General features: G+C 67.7%; 21 protein-coding genes and 1 riboswitch. Of the genes, 7 read left to right on the forward strand and 14 right to left on the reverse strand.

Annotation, left to right across the window (positions count from 1 at the left end):
- Positions 1–39: 39 nt before the first annotated feature.
- The 3 genes from AC06FA_RS04870 to AC06FA_RS04880 form a co-directional block, all read right to left on the reverse strand.
- Entirely contained in the window at positions 40–621 is a 582-nt protein-coding gene (locus AC06FA_RS04870; protein WP_478067358.1) for a DUF4124 domain-containing protein, read from the reverse strand.
- Positions 622–661: 40 nt separating this feature from the next.
- On the reverse strand, positions 662–1489 hold the full coding sequence (gene metF, locus AC06FA_RS04875) for a methylenetetrahydrofolate reductase [NAD(P)H] (RefSeq protein ID WP_478067359.1): 828 nt from the start codon (positions 1487–1489) through the stop codon (positions 662–664).
- Positions 1490–1597: 108 nt separating this feature from the next.
- Positions 1598–3121 carry an amidohydrolase family protein gene (locus tag AC06FA_RS04880; RefSeq protein ID WP_478067360.1) on the reverse strand — a complete coding sequence of 508 codons (1524 nt, stop codon included), beginning with the start codon at positions 3119–3121 and terminating at the stop codon, positions 1598–1600.
- 137 nt (positions 3122–3258) lie between these two features.
- Between AC06FA_RS04880 and AC06FA_RS04885 the strand changes: the two genes are divergently transcribed.
- Entirely contained in the window at positions 3259–3816 is a 558-nt protein-coding gene (locus AC06FA_RS04885) for a DUF3228 family protein (protein WP_478067361.1), read from the forward strand.
- Positions 3817–3878: 62 nt separating this feature from the next.
- Here the strand turns inward: AC06FA_RS04885 and AC06FA_RS04890 are convergent, their stop codons facing one another.
- Both AC06FA_RS04890 and ybaK read right to left on the reverse strand, forming a co-directional pair.
- The gene (locus AC06FA_RS04890; protein ID WP_478067362.1) at positions 3879–4370 is read right to left on the reverse strand and encodes a hypothetical protein; all 492 of its coding nucleotides are present in this window, start codon (positions 4368–4370) and stop codon (positions 3879–3881) included.
- Complete coding sequence (ybaK, locus tag AC06FA_RS04895) at positions 4370–4843, reverse strand: Cys-tRNA(Pro) deacylase (protein ID WP_478067363.1); 474 nt, start codon at positions 4841–4843, stop codon at positions 4370–4372. The genes AC06FA_RS04890 and ybaK overlap by 1 nt, the downstream gene beginning before the upstream one ends.
- A 96-nt stretch (positions 4844–4939) precedes the next feature.
- Here ybaK and AC06FA_RS04900 point away from each other — a divergent pair, with 96 nt between their 5' ends.
- Positions 4940–5782: a hypothetical protein gene (locus tag AC06FA_RS04900; protein WP_478067364.1), complete on the forward strand. Its 843-nt coding sequence runs from the start codon at positions 4940–4942 to the stop codon at positions 5780–5782.
- Positions 5783–5843: 61 nt separating this feature from the next.
- Here the strand turns inward: AC06FA_RS04900 and AC06FA_RS04905 are convergent, their stop codons facing one another.
- The 3 genes from AC06FA_RS04905 to ahcY all read right to left on the reverse strand — a co-directional run bounded on the left by AC06FA_RS04905 (position 5844) and on the right by ahcY (position 9768).
- Complete coding sequence (locus AC06FA_RS04905) at positions 5844–7205, reverse strand: peptidoglycan-binding protein (protein WP_478067365.1); 1362 nt, start codon at positions 7203–7205, stop codon at positions 5844–5846.
- 49 nt (positions 7206–7254) lie between these two features.
- Positions 7255–8022 (reverse strand): lysozyme inhibitor LprI family protein, encoded by a 768-nt coding sequence (locus AC06FA_RS04910; RefSeq protein ID WP_478067366.1) that lies wholly within the window; start codon positions 8020–8022, stop codon positions 7255–7257.
- A gap of 300 nt (positions 8023–8322) precedes the next feature.
- On the reverse strand, positions 8323–9768 hold the full coding sequence (ahcY, locus tag AC06FA_RS04915) for an adenosylhomocysteinase (RefSeq protein ID WP_478067367.1): 1446 nt from the start codon (positions 9766–9768) through the stop codon (positions 8323–8325).
- Between the two features lie 36 nt (positions 9769–9804).
- Positions 9805–9888: riboswitch (S-adenosyl-L-homocysteine riboswitch) on the reverse strand.
- A 101-nt stretch (positions 9889–9989) separates the two neighbouring features.
- On the opposite strand from ahcY, the gene AC06FA_RS04920 reads away from it, so the two are divergent.
- Complete coding sequence (locus AC06FA_RS04920) at positions 9990–12500, forward strand: S9 family peptidase (RefSeq protein ID WP_478067368.1); 2511 nt, start codon at positions 9990–9992, stop codon at positions 12498–12500.
- A gap of 248 nt (positions 12501–12748) precedes the next feature.
- A complete protein-coding gene (gene ppc, locus AC06FA_RS04925) occupies positions 12749–15460 on the forward strand; it encodes a phosphoenolpyruvate carboxylase (protein WP_478067369.1) in 2712 nt (903 codons plus the stop codon).
- 120 nt (positions 15461–15580) lie between these two features.
- Here the strand turns inward: ppc and AC06FA_RS04930 are convergent, their stop codons facing one another.
- The gene (locus AC06FA_RS04930) at positions 15581–16084 is read right to left on the reverse strand and encodes an acyl-CoA thioesterase (RefSeq protein WP_108752201.1); all 504 of its coding nucleotides are present in this window, start codon (positions 16082–16084) and stop codon (positions 15581–15583) included.
- 193 nt (positions 16085–16277) lie between these two features.
- Positions 16278–17489, reverse strand: a complete 1212-nt coding sequence (metK, locus tag AC06FA_RS04935) for a methionine adenosyltransferase (RefSeq protein ID WP_478067370.1) — start codon at positions 17487–17489, stop codon at positions 16278–16280.
- Between the two features lie 313 nt (positions 17490–17802).
- Between metK and olsF the strand changes: the two genes are divergently transcribed.
- From olsF to AC06FA_RS04950, 3 genes are all read left to right on the forward strand, one after another.
- Entirely contained in the window at positions 17803–19500 is a 1698-nt protein-coding gene (gene olsF, locus AC06FA_RS04940) for a bifunctional ornithine lipid synthase OlsF (RefSeq protein ID WP_478067371.1), read from the forward strand.
- Positions 19497–20297: a UDP-2,3-diacylglucosamine diphosphatase gene (locus AC06FA_RS04945; RefSeq protein ID WP_478067372.1), complete on the forward strand. Its 801-nt coding sequence runs from the start codon at positions 19497–19499 to the stop codon at positions 20295–20297. Before olsF ends, AC06FA_RS04945 begins: the two co-directional genes overlap by 4 nt.
- Positions 20298–20514: 217 nt before the next feature.
- Positions 20515–21543: a metal-dependent hydrolase gene (locus AC06FA_RS04950; RefSeq protein WP_478067373.1), complete on the forward strand. Its 1029-nt coding sequence runs from the start codon at positions 20515–20517 to the stop codon at positions 21541–21543.
- A gap of 25 nt (positions 21544–21568) precedes the next feature.
- Here AC06FA_RS04950 and AC06FA_RS04955 read toward each other — a convergent pair whose 3' ends face one another.
- The 4 genes from AC06FA_RS04955 to AC06FA_RS04970 all read right to left on the reverse strand — a co-directional run bounded on the left by AC06FA_RS04955 (position 21569) and on the right by AC06FA_RS04970 (position 25988).
- Positions 21569–22396 carry a methyltransferase domain-containing protein gene (locus AC06FA_RS04955; RefSeq protein WP_108748562.1) on the reverse strand — a complete coding sequence of 276 codons (828 nt, stop codon included), beginning with the start codon at positions 22394–22396 and terminating at the stop codon, positions 21569–21571.
- 51 nt (positions 22397–22447) lie between these two features.
- Positions 22448–23443: a tRNA dihydrouridine synthase DusB gene (dusB, locus tag AC06FA_RS04960; RefSeq protein WP_478067374.1), complete on the reverse strand. Its 996-nt coding sequence runs from the start codon at positions 23441–23443 to the stop codon at positions 22448–22450.
- A 267-nt stretch (positions 23444–23710) separates the two neighbouring features.
- Positions 23711–24664 (reverse strand): ribokinase, encoded by a 954-nt coding sequence (locus tag AC06FA_RS04965; protein WP_478067375.1) that lies wholly within the window; start codon positions 24662–24664, stop codon positions 23711–23713.
- A gap of 25 nt (positions 24665–24689) precedes the next feature.
- Positions 24690–25988, reverse strand: a complete 1299-nt coding sequence (locus tag AC06FA_RS04970; RefSeq protein ID WP_108748564.1) for a NupC/NupG family nucleoside CNT transporter — start codon at positions 25986–25988, stop codon at positions 24690–24692.
- Between the last annotated feature and the right edge of the window lie 89 nt (positions 25989–26077).

Consider the following 26077-nt stretch of genomic DNA (forward strand, 5'->3'; position numbering starts at 1 on the left):
GGGGGCAGAGCCGCGCTGCGCGCGGATCCGACCCCGTCCTCACAGCGTGATCCAGAAACACCCGTACTGCCGCCGCAGGCCCACCACCGTGGCCGCGCGCGTGGCGCTGCCCGGCAGCGTCTGTTCCAGCCGCAGGCCCACCGGATGGCGCCGCGCAGGCGCCTCAGCGCTCTCAGGGTCGGATCCCTGCGCAGCAGGGCTCTGACCCGCATCCACCACCTCCCGCGGGTACACCGGCACCACATCCACCAGCGGCCGTCGCACCACCGATTCCAGCTGCCCCAGGATGCGCTGCGCCCCGGCATCGGACACCGCGCCCCACAGGTACAGCGTCGACAGCCGGTTCACATCGCCGGTTGCCACGGCGGTCTGCACCGCCTGCACCAGTTCGCTCAGCCGGCGCGGGCACTGTGCCCCCAGCGTGTCGCGCTGTGCGATGGCACCGGCGGGCGTGGGCGGGGGTTGCCGCGACCGTGCCCCCAGGCTGTCGCAGGGGCGGTCGGTGTACACGCTCTGGCCCTGCGCATCAGTGCAGCGGTTCAAGCGCGAGGCCTGGGCGTGGGCCAGCACCGGCAGACTGGCCAGCACTGCAGCCAGCACGGCGGGAATGGCGAGGTTCATGGGCCCAGCGTAACGCCGAAGCCGACACAGTTGTGCGTAATCAGCCCTGCAACAGCTTCAGCACCGACACCGTCGGCTTGGCCAGGTTCAGGGTGTAGAAGTGCAGCCCCGGTGCACCGCCGTCCACCAGGCGCTGGCACAACCCCGCCACCACTTCGGCACCGAACGCCCGCACCGATTCCGCATCGTCGCCGTAGGCCTGCATCTTCCGCCCGATCCAGCGCGGGATTTCGGCGCCGCATTGTTCGGAAAACCGGCGAAGCTGGCTGAAGTTGGCGATGGGCATGATGCCCGGCACGATCGGCACGGTGACGCCCAGCTTGCGCACGGCGTCCACGAAGTGGAAATACGCATCGGCATTGAAGAAGTACTGGGTGATGGCGGCATCGGCACCGGCATCGATCTTGGCCTTGAAGTGCTTCAGGTCCGCCAATGCGTCCGACGCCTGCGGGTGGGTTTCCGGGTAGGCACCCACCTCGATGCGGAAGGCATCGCCGTGCTCGGCGCGGATGAAGGCGATCAGTTCAGCGGCGTAGCGCATGTCGCCGGGGAAGCCCATGCCCGACGGCAGGTCGCCGCGCAGCGCGACCAGGCGCCGGCAGCCGATGGCGCGGTACAGCTTCAGCAGTTCGCGGATCTCCTGGCGGGTGCCGCCCACGCAGGACAGGTGCGGCGCCGCTTCGAAGCCGTGGTGCTGGTTGAGATGGCGCACCGTTTCGGAGGTGTAGCTGAGCGTGGAGCCCCCGGCGCCGAAGGTGCAGGACACGTATTCGGGCGCGTAGGTCTTCAGCTTGGCCGCGGCGCGGTCCAGCTGGCCGCGCTGCTCATCGGTCTTGGGCGGGTAGAACTCGAAGCTGATGGCGGTCATGGCACGGGCGGCGGCGGCGGGTGCGGTTGAGTATATCGCTTCATCAAGATGGATGTGAACTGGCGCGGGTGGGCGTGGCGCCTGGATGGCGGCAGCTCCAGCAAGCACTCACAGCTCGGCACTGACCGGGCTGCTGAGAAATCCCCACAGCAGCCGCGCCATCACTGCCGGTGAGCGTGCCTGCGCGCGCGCATGGTCCAGCAGCGCATCCAAGCGCGGACGGTCATAAAGGTGGCCTGCGAGCAGCACCGCGTGGATGCGGCGGGTATTACGGATGTCCTGCAGGGGGTTGCCGTCGAGCAGCACCAGGTCGGCTGATTTGCCTACCTCTACGCTGCCGTGCACGGACTGCAGTTCCAGGTGACGCGCAGCCTGCAGTGTGGCGGCGCGCAGCACGTCAGCCTGTCCCAGGCCGGCCTGCTGCAGCCACTGCAGTTCATCGTGGTAGCGAAAGCCGCCCAGGCCCGTGTCGGTACCGACCAGTACCTGCACGCCAGCGCGATGGGCGGCACCGGTCAACGCAAGGCCATGGCGGAAGTACGCCTGCAGCGCGGCATCGCCGCGGGGGCCTGGATAACGTGAGACGGTAGCCTGAAGATCATCGCGCCATGCCCAGCGCGACAATGGATCCAGATAGGCCAAGCGCGGGTCGTTGATGAAATCCGGATCGCGGGCGCGCGCATCTTCCTCGCGGGTGACATGGGTGGGCACGAATACGGCACCACGCGCGTGCATCAGTGCGAACGCCTCCTCGCAGACTGCGGGCTGATGACCCGCAACGATGTGCTCGGCCAGCAGCGTTGGATCCTCATCATCAAGCGCACCGTGGCGCCATTGCGTGGCATTGTCGAAGCAGTGACGGGCAAACACGTGGGCATGCTCGAAGCTTCGCTGGCCGGCCTGCAGCGCATCCTGCAGCGAAACTTCCTTGGGCAGGTGGCCGACCAGCGGACGCTGCAGGCGCTTAGCCTCGATGGCCAGCTGTTGGTAGGTATCCGCGCGCAACCGGTTGTAGACCTTCAGTGCATCAATACCGCGTAGATCGTATTCGCGTGCGCGGCGCACCGCTTCATCGGCCCGCATCGCAGGGTCTTCGAAGTAGAAACTGGCCACCTGCACGAAGCGGGGCGCGACCTGCTGCCCTGCAATGGCCTGGGTGGTCCAGCGGCGCTTGTCGGCCACGCAGGCGATCAACGGATCAGTGCGCTGCGGGCAATCCATCATATCGCGTGTGCCGGTGATGCCGTTGGCCACCATCAGTGGGAATTGAAGCTGGGGTGACAGCTGCAAGGCGTGGGTGTGCATGTCCCAGAAGCCCGGCGACAGCCAACGGCCGCCGGCATCAAGCACCGGTAGCGCGGGATCGGGGGTGGCATCGCCAATGGCGGCGATGCGTCCTTCGCGTACAGTCACCGTGGTGGCCTCGCTGGCCTGTCCCTTCACCACATCCAGCACCCGCACATTCACGATCACCCGGCTGTTTCCGGCTTCTGGCTTCGGCGGTGCCTGCAGTGGCCAGAACAACGCGGCGGCGAACAGCAAGGGAAGCGTCGCCAGACCGGCGGCCAACACCAAGGCCAGGCGCGTCCAGCGGCGACGACGGGAGGGGCGCAATGCGCGTGCTGCTTCCATGAGCCGGCGATCCTTGCAGGAGGTTACCGGCAGGGTGCGGCAAGGGCGTTGCTGGCGCCAGTGACCTCTGCTTCGCCGCCCCTATGCAGGGCCGCGGCGGTTACGCTGTGCGGCAGATACTCCAACCGCAGCACACCATGTCCATCGTCCTCACCGAATTCGCCCGTCCCCGCCTGTTTCCGCGCGTGCCGCGCGGCAACACCATCCAGGACGTCAGCGCCGAGCAGTTCCAGGCGCACTTGAACGCGCACGCGCCGTTCAAGGTGCTGGATGGCTACGCGCCGTTCTGCAAGCTGTTCGTCTACGAGAACTGGACCAGCACGCGCTGCCTGACCGTGCCGGTCACCGAGGCCAACCGGCACCTGCTGCGCAGTGGCTATGAAGCGCGCAACCGCGAGGAGCTGCCGGTCCTGGTGCGCTGGTTCGAAGGCGTGCAATCGCCGCGCGCGAACTACCTGGTGGTGATCCTGTACAGCGCCGAGCAGCTGGCGAAGGAAGGCTCGCCGATCGAGGCCGACTGGGGCATCGTCGGCTGCATATACACCGCCGAGCCAGAGGAAGTACCGATGGCACCGATCACCATGATGCGCAATGCGCTGGGCGTGGAGGAAGGCGGTTCCGGCGTACCGCTGGATCGCGAGGCGTACCAGCGTTCGGTGGAATTCTGGGACAACAACGCCAATTGGCGGCCGTAAGGGCAGGCCAGTAGAGCCACGCCATGCGTGGATGCAGTAGAGCCACGCCATGCGTGGCTGCTTCACCGTTCAATGGTTTTCCACTCCCACCAAGGGTAGTGATACTCGCGGTCGATGGCCTGCCAATGCTGGCCGCAGTGCGCGCAGGCCACGGTATGGCAATCACCCCAGCCATCCTCCGACGGGTTCAATGACAGCAGCTGCATCTGCCCGTGTTCGATCAGCCGACGGGGATCGAAGAATGGATAGCCGGGATTGAGCGCACACAGGCAGCCACGGCCCGCCTGCCAGTAGCGCAGCCGCTGCAGTGCCGCCTTCAGATGCGCCTGGTTGCTGACCAGCATGCCGCCCAGCGCAATGCCCGCGGTGCGCTGCTCGATCAACGCCGCATGCGGCGCCAGCGCATCCAGCGGCGCCGCATCGAACAGCCGGGCGAGCGTGCGTGCAGCGTCGGTAATGCGCCCGCCGTCGCCTGACAGCAGGTCCTGCAGCAGCGCCTGGGCCTGGGCATCGTCTAGCAGGGGGGCTGGCGCCGCAGACCAGGGCCAGCGCATCAGCGGGCCTTGCCGATGGCCGCGAACTGGCCGCCGGTCAGCCGCAGCAGGTCGGCCGGTGCCAGTTCCACCTCCAGGCCGCGACGACCCGCACTGACATGCAGCGTGTGCAGGGATTCCGCACTGGCGTCGAGGAAGGTACGCAGGCGCTTCTTCTGGCCCAGCGGGCTGATGCCACCGACCAGATAGCCGGTCGCGCGCTGTGCGGCATCGGCAGCGGCCATCTCGCATTTCCGGCAGTGGGCGGCTTCGGCCAGCGCCTTCAGGTCCAGCTGGCCAGCCACCGGCACGATGGCCACCAGCAGCTCGTGGGTGTCGGTGCTGGCCAGCAGGGTCTTGAACACCTGCGCCGGGTCCAGGCCGAGCTTTTCCACGGCTTCGCTGCCATAGGAGGCGGCGTGGGCATCGTGCACGTAGCTGCGCACGGTGTGGGCGATCTTCTCGCGCTTGAGCAGATTGATGGCGGGGGTCATGCGTGCATCGTAGCGCGCAGCCGCGGGCCTGCCTTGACCGAGGCTACTGGCGGGCCCCTGCGATAATGCGCGCTGCACACCGTCTGGAAGTTCATCATGCGCGCACCGCCCCTGCTTCATGGCCTGACCCTGGATAGCGAGCCGTGCGCGGGGTCCTACCCACCGCAGGGCTTCTGGCCGATCGCCGAAGGTGCGCTGGGCAACGGTGATCAGTTCGGTCTGTACTGGCCATTGGGTCGCGAGGCTGAGCCGCCCGTGGTCTGCGAAATGTTCCATGACGAAGGGCGCATGGTCTTCCGCCATTCCTCGCTGGATGTCTTCGCGCAGTGGCTGGATGCCGGTGGCGCAGAGGAAGACGACGATGAGGGCGGGGCGCCGCATGCGCACGCGGTCCCGGATGCAGAATCGCCGTTGCCCTTGATCGAGCGCGCGCAGCGGCATGTACAGGCCGCTGAACCGGCCCAGGCAATCGTGCTGCTGGAAGCTGCCTGCAGCCGCTTTGCGGAACTGCCGCGCGCGTGGGCCATGCTGGCAGGGCAGCAGATGCGCCTGGGCCAGCATGCGGCGGCCGTGGCGGCGGCACGTGCGGCGATCCTGGCGAACTGGGCATTCGGCATTCCCGAACCCGGCGTGCTGCGCCTGCTTCGGGCTGCCGATGCGGCCGGCGATCCTGTGCTGGCGATGGCCCAGCAGATGGGGTTCGCCTTCGGTGGTGCCAAGACCAACCCGGACTATGCGCTGATGCAGGCGTGCATCGATCAGTGCTGGGATGCGGGAGATACGCTGGCGGCACTGCGCGTGAGCCAGAACCGCTGCTACGCGTTGAGCAGCGAGACTGTTTCCTTCCAGCAGCGCGAAGGCTTCGACCTGGAGGCCTGGCGGCGCGACTTCGCCGCACGGTGCCAGACTGCGCTGCACGATGACCGGCAGCGCATGTAGATCCAGGCCATGGGGTCGGAGCCCTTTCCGCTGGAAAGGGATCCGACCCCGATGCGCGGGATCAGCGCGACATCGACTGCTGGGTCTGCATCTGTTCCTGGGTCTGCCGCTGCGACAGGTCGTTGTCCAGCGCCTGGCTCTGCCGCGTGCTGTCCTGCAGGTTCTGGTTCACCGCCTGTGACAGGTCGACGTAGGTGCGGTGCATGGCGGGATCGCCAAGCTGGCCCTGCACCGCGAACACGCCCTGGTTGTCCGGCCGCGCGAGAACGGTGTCTACCTGGCTCATGCCGGCCACCTTGGACTCGTAAGCCACCTGGCCAGCAGCGTTCTCGAGCTGGTTGCGGTCATTGAACAGCGGCGACAGGCCGCCCTGGCGGCGCTGTTCTTCCAGCGCTTCCAGCTTTTCCACGACCTGCTGGTAACGCGGGTTGTCGGCGTGGCCCGGGGTGGCCATGGTCGGTTCGGCCGCGGCGCGTTCCTGTTCGGCCGCCTGCGTGCGCTGCTGGGTGGCTGCATCCAGCGCGCCCAGGGTGCCACCGCCGGCCTTGCCGTCGACCGTCAGCTGGTGGTCGCGCTGGAACTGCTTGACCGCTTCCAGGGTGCCGGGGCCGAAATCGCCATCGGCCACCAGCGGCTTGCCGTCCTTGCCCAGGTAGCCCAGGTCGGACAGCTTCTGCTGCATGGCCTGCACCTCATCGCCCTTGCTGCCGTTGACCAGCACGCCGTTGCCCGCAGGCGTGCCGGGCGAACCGTGCGAGGGGGCATGGGTGGGGGTGATGCCGATCTGGGTCATGGCCCGGTCGAAGCGCTCATCGCGGCTGGCCACGGCGCCCGGCGCCTGGATGCCGTACTTGGTGGCATCGACGAAGTTCTGCACGTCGCCGCGGGTCGGCGGATTGCCGGCCTGGATGGTGCCGCCCTGCAGCTTTTCCGCGTTGCCGGCCAGATAGTTGATGAACTGCGGGCCCATGCTGCCGAACTGGTTGTCGTAGTCAGCCATCGCCAGCTGCAGCTCCGGGTTCGCCGCGATGGCATCGGCGGCGGCCGGGTTGGTGGCACGCACCTTGGCGATGGCATCGTCGACGCGCTCGATGGCGCTGTCCAGCTTGGCGTTGGTGAGCTCGTCCATCTTCGCCTGCGGAATGGCCTGCAGCTTGGCGTCGAGCGCCGCCAGCTGCTGGGTGCTCAGCCCGCCCTGCTGCGACAGCAGTTCGATGTCACCGGCGGTGAAGCCGTTGTCGCGCAGGAAGCGTCGGGCCTGCGGGTTGCCGCCGACGTCGAACTGCACCAGCCCGAACGAGTAGGTGCTGGCGCCCTTCTGCGCGTATGCGAAATGGTCCAGGTGGCGGGTGTTGCCGCCCAGTTCGGTGTTGAGGAACAGCGTGGACAGCTGTTCGCGGGTAAGCGTGGAATCCGTTGCCATGGTCATGGTCCTTCAAAGAGGGAAAAGAGCCGGGCGCGCCCGGCGCATATCAGCCGGCGCAGTGCTGCTGGGTGAAGCCCAGCAGCTGGCGGGTGGCCTGGGTGCCGTAGGCGGCCGGTGCCGGCTCCAGCGCGAACTGGCCGACCATCTGGTTGCTGCACAGCTGCACGTTGCGCTTGCCGGCGGTGGTTTCCTGGGTGCAGTTGGCTGCCAGCAGGGCGTTGGGGCCACCGCCCATGTTGGTGGCGGCGCTGCAGCCCAGCAGGCGGCCTTCCTGGCCGTTCTCGCCCAGCAGCGTGTTGAAGGCTGCCAGCTGGCTGTTGGGGTCGCGCAGGACCAGCGTGTCCACGCACTGCTTCTGGCCGTCGGGCGTTTCGCAGGCATCCTGGTCGACCAGGCCGTCACGGGTGGCGGTCAGCACCTGGATGCGGTCGGCGAACACCTGCTGCAGGCACTGTGCGTCGCCGCACAGGTCGCGCGTGTGCTGGATCCAGCGCTGCTGCTCGGCCTGCAGCCTGGCCTGGCCCGCACTGTCCAGGGTGGCCTGTGCGGCGGCCAGGGCCTTGCCCAGGTCCGCGTCCAGGCCGGTCAGGGCCGGATCCTTGCAGACCAGAGTCTGCGCCGGCGATGCGCCATCGGCGCAGGCGGCACTGCCTGCGGGGGCGGCGGCCGGGGCGGTGGCGGTCTTGCCGTCGGCGCTGGCCGCTTCGCTGGCTGCCGCCGGGGCGGTGGCCTGGGCGTCGCCGGACGGCGGGGTGCAGGCGGCCAGCAGGGCCACCCAGCACAGGGTCATCAGGGGCTTCAGGGCCCGGGTCATACGTTCACTGCTGCGCTGCATGTCGATCCTTTGATGTCTGCGTCCTGGCGCATGGCCTGCGGGCGGCAGGCATGGGGCGAACCATGGAACGGGGGGCGCCGTGGCGGCCGCACGAGGCGGGCTGGGCACTGGAACACCTGCGGCGGGGGCCGCAGGGGGGGGAAAGCGTAGCAAGCGACTTGGTAGGGCTCTGTGACAGGGCGCGCGGAACGCAGAACGGGCGCCCGAAGGCGCCCGTTCTGTGTGCGTCGTTGGGGGGCAGAGCCCTTTCCTGCGGAAAGGGATCCGACCCCGGCACGATCAGTAGCGGTAGTGGTCCGGCTTGAACGGGCCCTGCACCGGCACGCCGATGTAATCGGCCTGTTCCTGGGTCAGGGTGGTCAGCTTCACACCGATCTTTTCCAGGTGCAGGCGGGCCACTTCTTCGTCCAGGTGCTTGGGCAGCAGGTAGACCTTCTTCTCGTAGCTGTCCTTGTTGGCCCACAGGTCGATCTGGGCCAGGGTCTGGTTGGCGAACGAGTTGGACATGACGAAGCTCGGGTGGCCGGTGGCGCAGCCCAGGTTCACCAGGCGGCCTTCGGCCAGCAGGAAGATCGCGTTACCGTTGGGGAAGATGTACTTGTCCACCTGCGGCTTGATGTTCACGTGCTTCACGCCCGGGAACGCCACCAGCGCATCGACCTGGATCTCGTTGTCGAAGTGGCCGATGTTGCAGACGATGGCCTGGTCCTTCATCGCGCTCAGGTGCTCGATGCGGATGATGTCCTTGTTGCCGGTGGTGGTGACGTACAGGTCGGCACGGCCCAGGGTCGATTCGATGGTGTTGACTTCGTAGCCTTCCATCGCCGCCTGCAGGGCGCAGATCGGGTCGATCTCGGTGACGATCACGCGCGCGCCGTAGGCACGCAGCGAGGCGGCGCAGCCCTTGCCTACGTCACCGTAGCCGCAGACCACGGCCACCTTGCCGGCCAGCATCACGTCCATCGCGCGCTTCAGGCCGTCGGCCAGCGATTCACGGCAGCCGTACAGGTTGTCGAACTTGCTCTTGGTGACCGAGTCGTTGACGTTGATCGCCGGGATCAGCAGAGTGCCGGCCTGGGCCAGCTGGTACAGGCGGTGCACGCCGGTGGTGGTCTCTTCGGAGACGCCCTTCCAGTCCTTCACCACGCGGCCCCAGTAACCCGGGCGCTCGCTGGCAACGCGCTTGAGCAGGTTCTTGATGACCTGTTCTTCGTGCGAGGACGAAGCGGTGTTGACCCAGTCGCTGCCGTTTTCCAGCTCGTAGCCCTTGTGGATCAGCAGGGTCACGTCACCGCCGTCGTCCACCACCAGCTCCGGGCCGGTCAGGGTGCCATCGGCCAGGGTGAAGGTCAGCGCGTCCAGGGTGCAGTCCCAGTACTCTTCCAGGGTTTCGCCCTTCCAGGCGAACACCGGGGTGCCGGTGGCGGCGATGGCCGCGGCGGCGTGATCCTGGGTGGAGAAGATGTTGCACGAGGCCCAGCGCACATCGGCGCCGATGTCCTTCAGGGTTTCGATCAGCACTGCGGTCTGGATGGTCATGTGCAGCGAACCGGTCACGCGCACGCCCTTCAGCGGCAGGCTGGTGGCGTGCTTGCGGCGGATCGACATCAGGCCCGGCATTTCATGCTCGGCGATGTCCAGTTCCTTGCGGCCCCAGTCGGCCAGGGTGATGTCGCGGATCTTGTAGTCGCCTTCGGTGGAGAAGGACTTGGCAACAGCGTTCATGCAGTAGCTCCGGTTGTGGACGAGCAGATGCTCGTATCTAGCCGGGCGCCGTTGTTACAAAGCCACCTTACCGAGCCTGGCCGGGCCTCATGGGTTCCGGTCGCAGCGCCCCTCGGCAGGGGAGAACGCCCAGTATATCGCGGCCCCCAACCATCGGCAGATGGGGGCCGTGGCGCTGCCTGTTAAGGTCGGGGTCTTCACGCACTGGAACAGGAACAATGATGAGCAAGCACGCGCGCCGCCCCCGGCGCTGGACCGGTCTGGTTCTGTCGATGGCCCTGCTGGCCGTGGCACCGCTGGCCTGGTCGGCCGGCACGGCACCGGCGGCCGCCGCCCAGGGCGCTGCCGGCTATGAGCTGCCGTCGGCCGCGCTGCAGGCGGTGGTGGACGCGCCGCGTGCTCCCACGCTGTACCTGTCGCCGCGCCGCGACGTGGCCGCGCTGATGCAGATGCCGCCGCTGCCGTCGATCCAGGTGGTGGCGCAGCCGGAGTTGAAGCTGGCCGGCGTGCGCATCAACCCGCGCACCTTCTCCGACAGCCGTTTCAGCTTCGGCCAGAAACTGTGGCTGATGAACGTGGCCGACGGCAGCGAACGGCAGATCAGCGGCCTGCCGCCGCAGTTGTCGGTGGCCGGCCTGGCCTGGTCGCCGGACCAGAAGTGGCTGGCCTTCAACCAGGTGGACGCGGCCAGCGGTGCCAACGAGCTGTGGCTGGTGGACGTGGCCGCGGCCAGCGCCCGCCGCCTGCAGACGGGCTTGAACACGGTGTTCGGCGACGGCTACCAGTGGCTGCCGGACAGCCGTGGGCTGATCGTCATGAGCCGCGTGGCAGGTGCCGGCGATCCGCCGCCGGCCGATGGCGTGCCCACCGGCCCGGCCGTGCAGCAGACCGGCAAGAGCAGCGGCGTGGTGTCCATCCGCACCTATCAGGACCTGCTGAAGAACGAGGCCGACGCGCGCCTGTTCGATTACTACGCCACGGCCCAGCCGATGCAGGTCGGCCTGGATGGCCAGACGCGCACCTTGGGTGCGGCAGGCATCTACCTGGACTTCAGCGTATCGCCCGACGGCAACTACCTGCTCAGCCAGCGCGTGCAGCGCCCGTACTCCTACGTGGTGCCGGTGGGCAGCTTCCCGCGCCGCATTGAAGTGCTGGACCGCAACGGCCAGTTGGCCCATACCGTGGCCGTGCGGCCGCTGGTGGAAGGGTTGCCGACCGGCAACGATGCCGAAGTGACCGGCGTGCGTGACATCAGCTGGCGCGCTGACGCCGACGCGACGCTGGTCTGGGCCGAGGCGCAGGATGGCGGCGATCCGAACCGCGACGCCAAGGTGCGCGATGCGGTGTTCATGCAGGCCGCGCCGTTCGAGAAGCCGCCGGTGACCCTGGCCCAGCTGGGCAGCCGTTTCGCCGGCATCACCTGGGGCCGCGGCGATCTGGCCCTGCTCAATGAGTCGTGGTGGAAGACCCGCAACAGCAAGACCTGGCGCATCGCCCCGGACGACGCCGCGCAGGCGCCGCAGCTGCTGTGGGACCGCGATGCGCAGGACCGCTACAACGATCCGGGCCGCGCCGGTGTGGTGCGCGATGTGAATGGTCGCGCCCGCCTGCAGACCACCGCCGATGGCCGCAGCATCTTCCTGTACGGGCAGGGCGCCTCGCCGGAAGGCGACCGTCCGTTCGTGGACCGCTTCGACATCGAAAGCCGCAAGGCCACCCGTCTGTTCCATTCACAGGCACCGGCCTATTCGCTGCCGGTTGCGCTGCTGGACCAGGAAGGCACCTCGCTGCTGCTGACCCGCGAGAGCCCGGACGAGCCGGCCAACTACCAGGTGCAGTCGCTGGCCGATGCCAGTGCCGCGCCGCGCGCGCTGACCCACTTCGCTCATCCGTTGCCGCAGTTGAAGGGCGTGCAGAAGGAGCAGATCCGCTACAAGCGTGCCGACGGCGTGGACCTGACCGCCACGCTGCTGCTGCCGCCGGGCTACGACCCCAAGCGCGATGGCCCGCGCCCGCTGCTGATGTGGGCCTACCCGGGTGAGTTCAAGAGTGCCGCCGCCGCCAGCCAGGTGACCGATTCGCCGTACCGCTTCAACGCGGTCAGCTACTGGGGGCCGCAGGCATTCCTGGCCAAGGGCTACGTGGTGCTGGCCAGCCCGACCATGCCGATCATCGGCGAGGGCGACAAGGAACCCAACGACACCTACATCGAACAGCTGGTGGCCAACGCGCAGGCCGCCGTGGACGAAGTGGTGCGCCGTGGCGTGACCGATCGTGACCACATCGCCATCGGTGGCCATTCCTACGGTGCGTTCATGACCGCCAACCTGCTGGCCCACACGCGCCTGTTCAAAGCGGGTATCGCCCGCAGCGGCGCGTACAACCGCACGCTCACCCCGTTTGGTTTCCAGGCCGAGGAACGCAACTACTGGCAGGCGCAGCCGGTCTACCAGCAGATGTCGCCGTTCAATTACGCCGGTGACATCAAGGATCCGATCCTGTTCATCCACGGCGTGGACGACAACAACTCCGGCACGTTCCCGATCCAGAGCGAGCGCATGTTCGCGGCGGTGAAGGGCCTGGGCGGCACGGCGCGGCTGGTGATGCTGCCCAACGAATCGCATGCCTACCGCGCACGCGAATCGATCATGACCATGCTGGCCGAAAGCGAGCGCTGGCTGGAACAGACCCTGGGCCCGGTGCCGCAGGGCAAGGCGAAGAAGAAGCGCTGAGGCGTGTGTGATGGCGGCCCCTGCAATGGGGGCCGCCGGGGGTAGAGTCGACCGTTGGTCGACTGCCGAAATCCCGGGCTGCGCGCGATAGTCGACCAACGGTCGACTCTACCCCGTCGGTATTTCCGCGATGGGTGTATCCGTAGCCGGACGATACGTGCAGATGAAACCATTTTCGCGCCGCAGCAACGGCGGTGAACTGGGTTAGGCTTGGCGACGGATCATGCCCCGAGGTTCGTGCGTCGCCGATGAACGAGTACCGCAGCAGCATCGAATTCGCTTCTCCCGATCTTCCCCTTCGCGATGATGTGCGCCAGTTGGGTGCACTGGTTGGCGACCTGTTGGTGGAACAGGTATCGACCGCCTTCCTGGACGACGTGGAGGATGTGCGCACCCGCGCCATTGCCCGCCGTGAAAACCAGGCGCCGCTGGCCGAACTGGCGCAGGGCCTGGCCGGGCGTACGCCGCAGCAGGCCGAAACCATGGTGCGTGCGTTCAGTACCTACTTCCAGGTGGTGAACATCGCCGAGCGCGTGCATCGCATCCGCCGCCGCCGCGACTACCAGCGTGCCGGTACCGCCGCGCCGCAGCCCGACGGGCTGCAGGACGCACTGCAGCACCTGAAAGCGCAGGGCGTGAGCCTGGACGAGCTGGCGCAGTGGTTGCCGCGCATCGACATCGAGCCGGTGTTCACTGCCCATCCGACCGAAGCGGTGCGCCGCGCGCTGCTGGAAAAAGAACAGTTGATGGTGGCCAGCCTGGTAGACAACCTGGATGGCCAGCGCACGCCCGGTGAAGCGGCAGCCGATGCCGCGCGCTTCCGCATGGCGCTGACCGCGTCGTGGCAGACCACCGACTCATCGCCGGTACGGCCCACGGTGGATGACGAACGCGAACACGTGGGTTTCTACCTGGTGCAGGTGCTGTACCGGGTGATTCCGGTGTTGTACGAATCGCTGCAGCAGGCGCTGCGCGATACCTATGGCCAGGAACTGCCGCTGCCGCGCCTGCTGCGCTTCGGCACCTGGGTGGGCGGCGACATGGACGGCAATCCCAATGTCGATGCCGGCACCATCCGCAACACGCTGGATGCGCAGCGCCAGGCGGTGCTGGGGCGTTACCAGAAGGAACTGCTGCAGCTGGCCAGCCTGCTCAGCCAGTCCACTGAGCGGGTGGGGGTGAGCGAGGCACTGCAGGCGCGCGTGGCGCAGTACCAGCAGCAGTTGCCGCAGGTGCAGTCGCGGCCGCGCCATGCCGACATGCCATACCGCCTGCTCAACGACCGCATGCGTGCGCGCCTGCAGGCCACGCTGGATGATGGCCAAGGCGCCTACGCTGGCCCCGATGAACTGATCGAGGATCTGCAGCTGATCCTGGACAGCCTGCGCGCCAACCGCGGTGAGCACGCCGGTGGCTTTGCCGTGCAGCGACTGCTGTGGCGGGTGAAGACCTTCGGCTTCCATCTGGCGCGCCTGGATGTGCGCCAGGAATCGAGCGTGCATGCGCGCGCGCTGGCCTCGGTGCTGGGCGGCGAGGATGCATGGCAGGCGCTGGATGCGCTGGGCCGGGCGCGGCTGCTGGGCCCGCACGCCAGCGGTGAGGCACCGCTGCCGGCCGGCAACGACGAAGGCAATGCGCGCCTGGACGCGGTGTTCGCGGCCCTGGCCGATGCCCGCACGCGGCATGGCGGTGATGCGCTGGGCAGCTACATCATTTCCATGGCGCATGACCGCAGTGACGTGCTGGCGGTGCTGGCACTGGCGCGGCGCGGCGGCCTGGTCGATGGCGAAGGCGCGGTGCCCCTGGATATCGCCCCGCTGTTTGAAACCGTGGACGATCTGAAGCGCGGCACCGCTACCCTGCGCGACCTGCTGGCCGACCCGGTGTACCGCGCACACCTGCGCGCGCGGGGCGATGTGCAGATGGTGATGCTGGGCTATTCGGACAGCAGCAAGGACGGCGGCATCGCGGCATCGCGCTGGGGCCTGCAGCGTGCCCAGGTGGAACTGCTGGAGGTGGCCGCCGAACACTCCATCGGCCTGACCTTCTTCCATGGCCGTGGCGGCTCGATCAGCCGCGGCGGTGGCAAGACCACCCACGCGGTGGATGCCTCGCCGCGTGGCAGCATCGATGGCCGCCTGCGGGTGACCGAGCAGGGCGAGGTGATCCACCGCAAGTACGGCATCCGCGCGCTGGCATTGCGTTCGCTGGAACAGTCCACCGGCGCGGTGCTGCGCGCCAGCCTGCGCCCGCGTGCGGCCGAACCACGCGAAGACGACTGGCGGCCGGTGATGGACCAGGTGGCTGCAGCGAGCAGTGACGTCTATCGGGCGTTCGTGGGCCAACCGCAGTTCATGGACTACTTCCGCACCGCCACGCCGATCGATGTGATCGAGCGGATGACGCTGGGCTCACGGCCCTCGCGGCGGCTGGGCCAGGATGCCGCACTGGGCAACCTGCGCGCGATTCCCTGGGTGTTCGCCTGGAGCCAGGCGCGTGCGGTCATTCCCGGCTGGTACGGCGTGGGCAGCGGCCTGCAGGCGGCGGTCGATGCGGGCCATGAAGCGACGCTGCGCACGATGGCGCGTGACTGGCCCTTCTTCCGCACGTTCCTGGATGACATCGCCATGGTGTTGTCCAAGGGCGATATCACCATTGCCGAGCAGTTCTCGCTGCTGTCCGGCGACCTGCACGCGCGCTTCTTCCCGCAGGTGCAGCGCGAACTTGAACTGACCCGGCACTGGTTGCTGGCGCTGCTGGACCAGCAGACCCTGCTGGACCACGACGCGCGGCTGGCGCTGTCGATCCGCCTGCGCAATCCCTACGTGGACCCGATCAGCGTGCTGCAGGTCGATCTGCTGCAGCGCTGGCGGGCCAGCGGGCGCGAGGATGACGATCTGCTGCGTGCGCTGGTGGCCTGCGTGAACGGCGTTTCGCAGGGCGTGCAGAACACCGGGTGATCTTCTGCATCCGCCGGGCATGGCCCGGCGAGCGCGGTCAAACCTCCGGCGATGGCGGGTTCGCAACGGTAGAGTCGAGCTTGCTCGACTGACGCGGAACCCCGTCGAGCAAGCTCGACGCTATTCCGGAGACGGCGGGTTGGAGGCCAGCAGTTCCAGATGCCGCTGTTCCATTTCCTGGCGCAGCTGGCGGCGGATCAGGGCTGCGGCATGGCGGCGGCGCTCGTCGCTGGTTTCCAGCTGCAGCGGCGGCACGGCGGTCGGCTTGCCGGCCTCGTCCACCGCCACCATCGTGAAGAAGCAGCTGTTGGCATGGCGCACGCTGCGCTTGAGGATGTCCTCGGCCACCACCTTCACCCCGATCTCCATCGATGAGGTGCCGGTGTAGTTCACCGAGGCCAGGAAGGTGACCAGTTCACCCACCGCAATGGGCTGGCGGAACATCACCTGGTCCACCGACAGGGTGACCACGTAGCTGCCGGCGTAGCGGCTGGCGCAGGCATAGGCCACCTGGTCGAGCAGGCGCAGGATCGCGCCGCCGTGCACCTTGCCGGAGAAATTGGCCATGTCCGGCGACATCAGCACGGTCATGGACAGCTGGTGGGATTTGAGTTCGGTCGACATGGCCCGATTGTATCGGGCATGCAACGCCCTTGTAGAGTCGAGCCATGCTCGACTGCCGTAGCCAGGAGCAAAGCAGAAGGGCCGCTTTCGCGGCCCTTCTGGAAGGTCAGCCGACTAACAGTCGGCTCTACCAAGTCGGCTCTACCCGTCGGCTCTACCCGTCGGCTCTACCCGTCAGCTCTACCCGTCGGGCTTACTTCAGCTTGGCGTCGGCGCGCAGGGCGGCGGCGCGGTCGGTCTTCTCCCAGGAGAAGGCCGTGGCGTTGACGGTCTCGCCTTCGCCGTTGAGGTAGCTGAATTCCTTCGGCTTGCGGCCGAAGTGGCCGTAGGCCGCGGTCTGCTGGTACATCGGGTGGATCAGGTCCAGCATCTTGATGATGCCGTACGGACGCAGGTCGAAGTGCTTGCGGATCAGCTTCTCGATCTTGTCGTCGCTGATCTTGCCGGTGCCGAAGGTGGTGACCGAGATCGAGGTCGGCTCAGCCACGCCGATGGCGTAGGAGACCTGCACTTCGCAACGGTCGGCCAGGCCGGCGGCAACGACGTTCTTGGCAACGTAGCGGGCAGCGTAGGCGGCCGAACGGTCGACCTTGGACGGGTCCTTGCCGGAGAAGGCGCCACCACCGTGACGGGCCCAGCCGCCGTAGGTGTCGACGATGATCTTGCGGCCGGTCAGGCCGCAGTCGCCCACCGGGCCGCCGATCTCGAACTTGCCGGTCGGGTTGATGTGGAACTTGGTGCCCTTGTGCAGCCACTTGGCCGGCAGCACCGGCTTGATGATCTCTTCGCGGACGGCCTCGATCAGGTCCTTCTGCTTGATGCCCGGGGCATGCTGGGTCGACAGCACCACCGCGTCGATGGCCGAGACTTCGCCGTTTTCATAGCGCAGGGTGACCTGGCTCTTGGCGTCCGGGCGCAGCCAGGACAGCGGCGAGTTGCGCTTCTTGCGGATCTTGGCCTGCTGTTCCACCAGGCGGTGCGACAGGTGGATCGCCGCCGGCATGAAGCTGTCGGTTTCGTTGGTGGCGTAGCCGAACATCAGGCCCTGGTCGCCAGCGCCCATTTCTTCGGGCTTCTTGCGGTCCACGCCCTGGGCGATGTGCGGCGACTGCTTGCCGATCAGGTTCAGCACGCCGCAGGTGGCGCCGTCGAAGCCGACGTCGGAGCTGTCATAGCCGATGTCCGTGATGACCTTGCGGGTCAGCGCTTCCAGGTCGATCCACGCGCTGGTGGTGATTTCACCGGCGACGATGGCAACACCGGTCTTGACCATGGTCTCGCAGGCCACGCGGGCGCGCTGGTCCTGGGTCAGGATCGCGTCCAGCACCGCATCGGAGATCTGGTCGGCAACCTTGTCCGGATGGCCTTCGGAGACCGACTCGGAGGTGAAGAGATAGCTGGACATCAGGCGGTATATCCCTTGATTCGGATGGAAAGATGGGCGCGCATGATACACGGGGTGCGCCGCCTGTGCATTGTGAACCCGGACAGGTTGCCGGTGGTTAAGGCGGTGTGCCCATCTTCACGGGCCCTGCGCGGCGCAAGTGCCTGACGTTGCAGGGGCAGTGTTCCACTGGCGTGACCATTGAAGGCCCGGCCAGACCGCCCGGTGCGCGGGGCCGGGCCGTCATTTTTCTGCCGCCAAACCGCCATCTGCCTGCCTTGGCCGGGGCGCAGGCTCTGCGCCAATCCGGCCGCCGGGCATCCGTGAGCACGCCATGCAGGACCTGCAGCAGCGCCTCCAGCAACGCTTCCCCGAATGGTTCCATGGCCGCCGGGGGCAGCTGGCCCGGCCCCTGCTGCGCGGTATCGGTCGCTGGTCGCGGCTGGACCGCATCGAGGCCTTCCTGCAGCGCAGCGAGGGCCTGCGCGGCTTCGACTTCGTCGCTGCCAGCCTCGATTTCCTCGGCAGCCCCTACCAGCTGGAAGCCGGTGCGCTGGAGCGGATTCCGGCCCAGGGGCGCCTGCTGATCGTGGCCAACCATCCGTCCGGCGCGCTGGACGCGCTGGCCCTGCTGGATGCGGTGGGCCGGGTGCGGCGCGACGTGCGCATCGTGGCCAACGATCTGCTGGGCGCGCTGGCGCCGCTGCAGGAGCTGCTGCTGCCGGTGCGCATGCTGGGCGGCAAGGTGCAGCGCGCCAGCCTGCAGGCGGTGGAACAGGCGCTGGCCGCCGAACAGTGCGTGATCGTGTTTCCCGCCGGTGAAGTGTCGCGCCTGTCGGTGCACGGCATCCGCGATGGGCGCTGGCAGCGTGGGTTCGTCCGCTTTGCCCGTGCGTCGTCGGCGCCGGTGCTGCCGGTGCGGGTGCAGGCGCGCAATTCACTGCTGTTCTACAGCGCTTCGGCGTTGTTCAAGCCGGCCGGCACGGCCTTGCTGGCGCGCGAGATGTTCGCCCGCCGCGGCCGCCCGCTGCGGCTGCAGATCGGCCAGCCGATGCAGCTCGCCCACGGTGATGCCAGCGCCCAGTTGCTGGCGGTGCGGCGCGCGCTTTACGCCCTGCGCTGCAGCGAATCGGCCGCGTTGGCGCAGGAGCCGCTGGCCGCACCGCTGCCGCCGGCCGAGGTGGCCAGGGCCGTTGCGGCCGCCGAGCGGCTGGGCCAGACCGGTGACGGCAAGCAGATCCTGCTGGCGCGCTGCGCAGCGGGCTGCCCGCTGCTGCTGGAACTGGGGCGCCTGCGCGAGCTGACCTTCCGCCGCGTCGGCGAAGGCACCGGACGCGCCCGTGATCTGGATGCGTTCGACCTGGACTACCAGCACATCGTGATCTGGGACGCAGCGGCGCAACGCATTGCCGGGGCCTACCGCATCATGCGTGGCGCCCAGGCGCTGGCCCGCCGCGGCCTGGGCGGCCTCTACAGCGCCTCGTTGTTCCGCTATTCCGACGATGCCATTGCGCGCATCGCCGAAGGCCTGGAACTGGGCCGCAGCTTCGTGGTGCCCGACTACTGGGGCAGCCGCAGCCTGGACTACCTGTGGCAGGGCATCGGTGCCTATCTGCAGCGCCAGCCGGGCGTGCGCTACCTGTTTGGTGCGGTGTCGATCAGCGCGGCGCTGCCGCGCGATGCGCGCGAACAACTGGTTGCCTACTACCAGCGCTACCACGGCGGCGCGCAGGGGCTGGTGGAATCGCAGCGTCCGTTCCAGTACGTCGCTGCGCCGCCGAGCTTCGGCGAACTGGATGCCTCGGCCGCCTTCGAGGTGCTGAAGGCCAACCTGGCCACGCTGGGTACGGCCGTGCCGACGTTGTACCGGCAGTACACCGAGCTGTGCGAACCCGGCGGCGCGCGCTTCCTGGCCTTCGGTGTCGATCCGGATTTCAGCGATTCCATCGACGGCCTGATTGAAGTGGACCTGCAGGCGATCCGGCCGCACAAGCGCAAACGCTACCTGCGCGATGCGGGGGCGGTGGCATGAGCGCGGTGGCGCCGTTGCCGCCGCGCCATCGGGCTGTCTTTGTTTCCGATGTGCATCTGGGCTCGCCCCATTGCCATGCCGCCGAACTGGCGAGCTTCCTGGGCCGGCTGCGCTGCGAGCGGCTGTACCTGGTGGGCGACATCATCGACCTGTGGTGGATGGCCCACCGCGGCGCGCGCTGGCGGCAGTCGCACAGCGATGTAGTGCAGGCATTGCACGCGCTGCGCAGGGCAGGCACCGACATCATCTACATTCCGGGCAACCACGATGCCACGCTGCGCCAGGTCTGCGGCATGATGCTGCCGGCCATGCAGGTGCGCCGGCGCGCCATCCATGTCACCGCCGATGGCCGTCGCCTGCTGGTGGTGCACGGTGACGACTACGACGGCGTGACCCACTTCGGCGGCCTGCAGGAGCGCTTCGGCGATTGGCTGTACTACCGCATCCTGACCGGCAACCGCCTGTTCAACGCGGTGCGCCGCCCGCTGGGGCTGCGTTACTGGTCGCTGTCGGAATTCCTTAAACGGCGCAGCGGTGCCGCCGAGCGCTACATCGCGCGATTCGTGCAGGCCGGATTGGACGATGTGCGCCGGCGCGGGCTGGATGGGATCGTCTGCGGGCACATCCATCGCGCGGCACTGATCGAACGCGATGGCCTGGTCTATGCCAATGATGGGGACTGGGTGGAAAGCCTGAGCGCGCTGGCCGAGGGCCACGATGGCAGCTTGCGCCTGCTGGACCACACCGGCCGGACCCTGGTGGAGCTGCCGGGCGCACGCATCCAACAGGCCGCGTGATGCAGCGCGAGGGGTAGAGTCGACTGTCAGTCGACTATCGCGCGCAGCGCGGGATTTTCGCGGTATGACGGAAGAGCAGTCGACTGACAGTCGACTCTACCGTCGTTTCGCCGTTTCGCCGTTTCGCCGTTCCGCCGTTCCGTCGTTCCGCCGTTCCGCCGTTCCGTCGTTCCGCCGTACGTCGACCCTGCGCGCGCCTTCGCGCTAGCATCGCGGCATGGACTCCTTGACCCAGATCGTACTTGGTGGCGCAGTCGCCGCTGCCATCGCTCCGCCCGGCCATCGTCGCGCGGCCCTGTTGGCCGGTGCGGCGCTGGGCACTCTGCCGGACCTGGACGCGCTCTGGCTCGGCTTCACTGCCAGCGACCCGGTGGCGAACATGGTCGAGCACCGCAGCTTCAGCCACTCGCTGCTGGTGCTGCCGTGGATCGCGGCTGCGATCTGGTGGTTGTTCAAACGCTTCGGCCACGGACGCGTGGCGCAGTCACCGGTGCGCTGGTTCTGGGCGATCCAGCTGGCGCTGGTGACCCATCCGCTGCTGGATGCATTCACTGTCTACGGCACGCAGCTGTGGTGGCCGCTGCAGCCGCATCCTGCGATGGGCTCCAGTGTGTTCATCATCGATCCGGCTTACACGGTGTGGCTGCTGCTGGGCTGCGTGCTGGCCTGGTTCGGTCGCGCGCGGCCCTGGGTCGGCCAGGTGCTGGGCGTGGCGCTGCTGGTCAGCAGTGCGTACCTGGGCTGGGGGCTGGTGGCCAAGGCGCAGGTGGACAAGGCCGCGCAGCAGAGCCTGGCTGCGATGGGGCTGGGCGATGCGCCGCGCTTCTCGGTGCCGATGCCGTTCAACACCCTGCTGTGGCGGGTGGTGGCGATGACGCCCAACGGCTACGTGGTGGGCGACCGCTCGCTGTTGGCCGATACCGGTCCGATGCAGTTCGAAGGGCATGCGTCGAACGTGCAGGCGCTGCGCGAGGCGGCGGATGTGCCTGCGGTGCAGCGCCTGCAATGGTTCAATCGCGGCTTCATGCGCGCGCAGGTGGTGGACGGCGCACTGGTGCTGAGCGACCTGCGCATGGGCCTGGAACCGGACTACACCTTCAACTTCGCCGTGGCCCGGCAGGTGGATGGGCAGTGGCAGCCGATGGTGCCCGAGCAGCGGCGTACCGACTACAGCAGTCCGCAGGCGCGGGCCGAGATGAAGGGCCGGCTGGCGGCCATGTGGCAGCGCATCTGGCACCCACAGTAGATCCACGCCATGCGTGGATGGGTGCTCAATACACCGTGGCGCGGCCCTGCACGAACGAATAGAAGAACACCGCGTTGGGGTCGTTCTGCACCAGCCGGAATTCGCGGCGCATGCCTTCCACGGTGTCCTCGTCCACCGCACCGGCCTGCAGCAGCTGGTCGGCGGCCGACAGCAGCAACTGTTCCCAGAACGCAATCATGGTCTTGCGGCGCGCCGGTTCGCGGTTGTCCAGGTGGATGGTCTTGATCTCGGTATGCACGTCGCGGAAGCCGCCGGCCAGCAGCAGGTTGCCCAGCTTGGCGCCCACGAACGGGTCGCCGCCGTGGTCGTACTGGAAATCATTGAAGGCCATCCAGTAGCGCCAGATGTGCGGCGAATACGGATCGAGCAGGAACGAGGCATTCATCACTTCGGTGATGTACACCGGCGAGCCCGGCGCCAGCACGCGGCGGACTTCGCTCAGCACGCGGGCAGGGGAGGGCACATGCTCCAGCACCCAGCACAGGAACGCCGAATCGAAGCTGCGTGCCTCGAACGGCAGTTCACCGGCATCGGCCTGCTGCAGGGTGTAGCGATCGCTGCACCACGGCGTGCGCGCCAGGTTTTCGCGCGCCGTGGCCAGCTGTGCCTCGCTCAGGTCCACGCCGGTTACGTGCAGGTCCGGGAAGCGGCGCAGCAGGATCTCGGTCTGCGCGCCCACGCCGCTGCCCACTTCCAGCAGGCGGCGGGCGCCGCTGTAGTCGATCTGGCCGAAGATGCTCGATTCCAGCAGGCGCGCCTGGGTCATCAGGCGCTGCTGTTCGGTGCCGGAAAAACCGTGCAGATAGGTGGGGGAAGAGATCGGCGGGGTCATGGTGTTCTCTTGTAGAGTCGAGCACGCTCGACGTTGCGCAGGGGCTGGCGGTCAGGCGGCTGTGGGCATGGCCGGCTCCCCGGCGATCAGGCGGTCGAAGTACTCGGCGGTCAGTGCGATCTGGCTGTCCGGGTCCTCGGCGCGGTTCACCACGGCGCGGAACGCCGCGTTCTCCGGTCGATCCTTGGCATACCAGCCCAGGTGCTTGCGGGCGATGCGCACACCCTGCGGTTCACCGTAGAACGCGTGCAGCGCATGCAGGTGGCCCAGCAGGATGTCGCGCACTTCGGCCAGCGACGGCGGCGGCAGCTCCTGGCCAGTGGCCAGGTAGTGCGCCACTTCGCGGAAGATCCACGGCCGACCCTGCGCGGATCGGCCGATCATCACCGCGTCCACGCCGGTCTGCTGCAGCACCTGCGCGGCCTTCTGCGGCGAATCGATATCGCCATTGGCGATGACCGGAATGCGCAGCGCGGCCTTGATCTCGGCAATGGTGCTGTACTCGGCCTGGCCGGTGTAATGCTGGTCGCGGGTGCGGCCGTGCACCGCCAGCGCGGCAATGCCACTGTCCTCGGCAATGCGCGCGATCAGCGGGCCATTGCGATGATCGCAGTCCCAGCCGGTGCGGATCTTCAGGGTAACCGGCACCGGCACCGCATTGACCACGGCCTCCAGGATGCGCGCCACCAACGCCTCGTCGCGCATCAGCGCCGAGCCGGCCCAGGCGTTGCAGACCTTCTTGGCCGGGCAGCCCATGTTGATGTCGATGATCTGCGCGCCGTGGTCGACGTTGTAGCGGGCGGCCTCGGCCAGCTGCTGCGGCTCGGTGCCGGCAATCTGCACACTGATCGGCGCCGGCTCACCTTCGTGGTCCATGCGATGGATCGATTTGCGCGTGTTCCAGAAGCGCGGGTCGCTGATGGTCATTTCCGAGGCAGCCAGACCCGCGCCAAGCCGTTTGCACAGCAGGCGGAAAGGCTTGTCGGTGACGCCGGCCATGGGCGCCAGCACGACGTTGGGGGCAATGGTGTACGGGCCGATCTGCATGTGCCCATTGTAGGGCGCGGGCGGGGCGAAGGCCCGGCGATACGGGCACCCATTCAGGCCGATCCGGACCGAGGTCATGCCGGACGGGAATCAGCAGATGCTTGACGGTTGCTTCCGCCGCCCCAAGGGCTGGGGCATGGTGGGCGGCTGGGCCAGGCGCCAACGCCCATCCACGCATGGCGTGGATCTACTGCCCCTGCAGCGGCGGGACACAAAAAACCCCGGGCATTCGCACGCCCGGGGTTCTCATCCACGCACGGCGTGGATCTACACGTCGGCCGGGGTGAAGCGCGGCATGGCCGCTGCAGCGCCTTCCTTTTCGGTGGAACGGCCGGCGAACTGGTTGGCGAAACGCACGTGGCGGGCGAACGGGGCCTCCGGCGCCTGGGCCATTGAGGCGGCCAGGGCACCGTTGAAGGCATCACCGGCACCGGTGGTGTCGATGGCCTGCACCTGTTCGGCACCGACGCGGTAATACGGCTGGGTATCACCGCGCAGGTTCTCGTCGGCATGCGATACGAACACGCCCACCGCACCCAGGGTGACCACCACGGTGCCGTTGCCCACCAACTTGCGGCACAGCGCATGCAGGCTGGCACCATCCAGCGCGGCCACGTCGTCGGCGTCCACGCGTTCGCCCACGTGGCGGCCGAGCAGGGCGGCGAACTCGGTTTCGTTCGGGGTGATCACATCGGCCAGCTTCAGCAGGCCGATGGTGGACGGTGCATCCGCCGGGGCGGCATTGAGCACCGTGGTCACACCGGCTTCGCGGGCCGCGGCCAAGGCCGCTTCGATGGTCTGCACCGGCGATTCCAGCTGCACCAGCACGACCTTGGCGTCGGCCAGCACCGATTGCTGCTGCAGGAACTCGGTGCTCAGGGCGGCATTGGCGCCGGGGCCGATGACGATGGTGTTGCGGCCACGCGCGTCCACGTAGATGCCGGCGGTGCCGGTCGGCTCGGCGCTGGCTTCGGCGATCAGGGCGAAGCCGTCCTGCGCGGCCAGGTCACGGGCCATGGCGCCACCGACGTCATCACCCAGCGCGCACAGGAAGTGCGTGTCGGCACCGGCGCGGCTGGCAGCCACCGCCTGGTTGAAGCCCTTGCCACCGGGGCCGGTGCTGTAACGGCCGGCAATGGTCGCGCCCGGTGCCGGCAGCGCTTCGCACCGCCACACGTGATCGACATTGAAGGAACCGACGACAACGACACTGCTGCTCATAGGGAATCTTTTCTCAAACAGGGGTTCAGCTGAAATGGGTCAGCACGCCGGCGATGGTGGCCGTCATGAAGGTAGCAATGGTACCGCCCAGCACCGCGCGCAGGCCGAACTTGGCCAGGTCGTGGCGACGTTCCGGGGCCAGGCCACCGATGCCACCGATCTGGATGGCGATCGAGCTGAAGTTGGCAAAGCCACACAGGGCATAGGTTGCGATCAGGCGGCCCTCGTCGGACAGGCTGACGCCTGCGACCTGGCCGTTCACGATCTGCGACAGTTCGGTGTAGGCCACGAACTCGTTGATCACGACCTTCTGGCCGATCAGCGAGCCCACCGTGGTGGCGTCGGCCCACGGGGTGCCGATCACCCAGGCGATCGGGGCCAGCACGTAGCCGAAGATGGTGGACAGGTTGGTCGGCTTGCCGATGGCCGCGGCCAGGCCGGTCACATCACCGATCCAGGTCAGCGGGGCGTTCAGCAGGGCGATCAGGGCGATGAAGGCCAGCAGCATGGCGCCGATGTTCAGGGCCAGCTTCAGGCCATCGCCGGCGCCGGCGGCCGCCGCGTCGATGATGTTGCTGGAGGTCTTTTCGACTTCCATCTTCACCGTGCCGCGGGTCAGCGGGGTGCCGGTTTCCGGAATCAGCAGCTTGGCCACCACCAGGGTGGCCGGGGCGGCCATGATGCTGGCGGCCAGCAGGTGCTTGGCGTAGAACGCCTGCTGCACCGGGTCGCCACCGCCGAGCATGCCCACGTAGGCCGCCAGCACGCCGCCGGCGATGTGGGCCATGCCGCCGATCATCATGGTCAGCAGCTCGGACTGGGTCATCTTCGGAATGTACGGGCGCACGGTCAGCGGCGCCTCGGTCTGGCCGATGAAGACGCTGGCGCAGACGCTGGTGGTTTCCGCGCCGGACACGCGCATCACCTTGGTGATCGACCACGCCATCACGCGGACGATGCCCTGCATGATGTTCAGGTGGTACATCACGCCCATCAGCGCCGAGAAGAAGATGATGGTCGGCAGCACCTGGAAGGCGAAGATGAAGCCGTAATTCTTGGTGTCCATCAACGAGCCGAAGATGAAGCCCGAGCCTTCGTTGACGAAGCTCAACACCTTCACGAAGCCCTTGCCCAGGGCATCGAACACGTCACGGCCGCCCGGCACCAGGATCACCAGCGCCGCAAACGCGATCTGCAGGGTGATACCGGTGACGACCAGCTTCCAGTCCACCGCGCGCTTGTTGTTGGAAAACAGCCAGGTGATGCCGATCAGCACCGCCAACCCGAACAGGCCGAAGCCGATCCTGCCCAAACCTTCGACCATGTGGTGACTCCCCTGGGGCGTCGCGAAAAACGGGAAGCCTAGTGCAGGGCAGGGGCCGGAGCAAGGAAAAGCCGCCTGCCGGTACCCAT

This window comes from Stenotrophomonas sp. Steno-C17 (assembly GCF_056393165.1).